The following is a 1,602-nucleotide window of genomic DNA, read 5'->3' as shown; positions in this document are numbered from 1 at the left end:
CGGCCACGGCGGCGCCGGCCGCGCACGCAGCCGCTGCTCGCTGCCGCGGCGGTCGTCGTGGTGGCCGCCGGGGTGACCGCCGGGGTGACGACCGGCTTCGGGGGCCCGGCCGGGCCCGCCCCGGCCGTCGCGCCGACCTCGTCGGCGCGCGTGGCCACCCCCCCGCCGACCGTCGACGCCCAGCCCCCGGAGCCGATCGAGGCCGTGTGGCCGCGGGCCCTGCGCAAGGTCCCGGCCACGACACCCGGCGGCCAGAAGCTGCGCCCCGAACAGTTCATCGACGACGACACGCTGCTCGTCTCGACCTGGTCGAGCTTCGAGAAGACCAGCGCCCTGTACGCCTACGACCTCGGCACCCGGAAGCTGCGCACGATCACGAACGTGCCGACGCCCAAGGGCACGGTGCTGTTCGCCGCCGACTTCCACGCCGGCGGCGACCGGATCGTCTGGTGGAGCCAGCTCAGGAACGGCACCACCCAGATCTGGTCGGCCCCGCTGTCGGGCGGCGACGCCGAACTGGTCACGACGCTGCGGGGCGGCCGTCAGGGCCTCGACGGCTTGGAGATCGCCGGCGACCGGGTCGTCTTCTCCTCCCGTTCCGGCGGCGTCCACACCGCCCCCCTGTCGGGCGGCCCGGCGGCCCCGCTGGACGGCGGCGCGTCGATGCACCTGCTGGCGTGGCCGTGGATCGGCGAGCCCGGCCCGTTCGGCCCGGCCGACGAGCCCAGGTTCGCCCGGATCCGCAACGTGGAGACCGGCGAGACGCGCAGCGCCGTCGTCCGGGACGGCGAGGAGATGAGCGCGTGCTCGGTCGCCCGGTGCTCCGGCCACCGCCAGGGCGTCTACTTCCGCCGCCTCCGCGACGGCTCCGGGGAACAGCCGCTGCCCGGCCACTTCAACAGGATGGGCAGCCTGGCGCAGGACCGCTTCCACATCACCGCGCTGGCGGACGGCTTGCGCTTCATCGCCGTGACCCTGACCGACCTGACCGACGGACGCTCGGCCGACCTGGGCATCAAGGCGAGGAAGAACGCGGGGGGCGGGTTCGCCGTCTCCCCTCCGGCCATCGCCGCCGACGGCAGGCTGGTCAGCTACACGATCAAGGACACGCTGCACGTGATCGACCTGTCCAAGATCTGACCGGCCGCCGAGGCGGTCGGGGCGACCGTCCCGGAGCCGGACGGGCCCGGGGGCTCGCCGGGGCCGTCCTGGGGGATCGAGCTGATGCTCGCCGACGGCCGAGGGCAGCGGCGGCCGGCCGGGTCGCCCGCCTGGGGCACGCAGTCGCCCGGCTCGCCGGGTCCGGTCCCCGGCGGGTCCCCGCCCGGCGGTCCGGGCTCGTCCGGCCGCTCCGGCCCGTCCGGCCCGGCCTGCTCGCGCCGGTCCGGTGACGCGGGGACGGTGACCGGGGTCATGGTCCGGGTGTACGTGACCGGAACCGTCAGCGTCGCCCGGACGCTCGGCGCCCCGCGCGGCGGTGTCACGGGCGGTGTCACGGGCGGTGTCACGCGCGGGGCCACGGACGGGCGTGCCGTCGAGCGGGCGCTCCGGTCCGGTCGCACGACCGGCACCTCCCCCGGCGCCCCGCCCCCGATCCGCAGC

Annotated in this window: 2 protein-coding genes; one reads left to right on the top strand and one right to left on the bottom strand. The window is 76.8% G+C overall.

The genetic code is table 11. From position 1 onward, the window contains the following. Window positions 1-1,140, top strand: a 1,140-nt coding sequence (locus tag ADY59_RS52240; RefSeq protein ID WP_049577913.1) for a TolB family protein, incomplete at its 5' end; no start/stop codon positions are given. On the opposite strand, the gene ADY59_RS50930 is transcribed toward ADY59_RS52240, so the two are convergent. Continuing rightward, window positions 1,092-1,415 carry a hypothetical protein gene (locus tag ADY59_RS50930; RefSeq protein ID WP_156326181.1) on the bottom strand — a complete coding sequence of 108 codons (324 nt, stop codon included), beginning with the start codon at window positions 1,413-1,415 and terminating at the stop codon, window positions 1,092-1,094. The two genes, ADY59_RS52240 and ADY59_RS50930, sit on opposite strands and share 49 nt — an antisense overlap. Window positions 1,416-1,602 lie beyond the last annotated feature (187 nt).

The organism is Nonomuraea sp. SBT364 (assembly GCF_001083785.1).
In the GTDB taxonomy this organism is placed as follows: domain Bacteria; phylum Actinomycetota; class Actinomycetes; order Streptosporangiales; family Streptosporangiaceae; genus Nonomuraea.
Note: the sequence above shows the minus strand (reverse complement) of the source record. Positions and strands in the feature narration are given on the sequence as shown.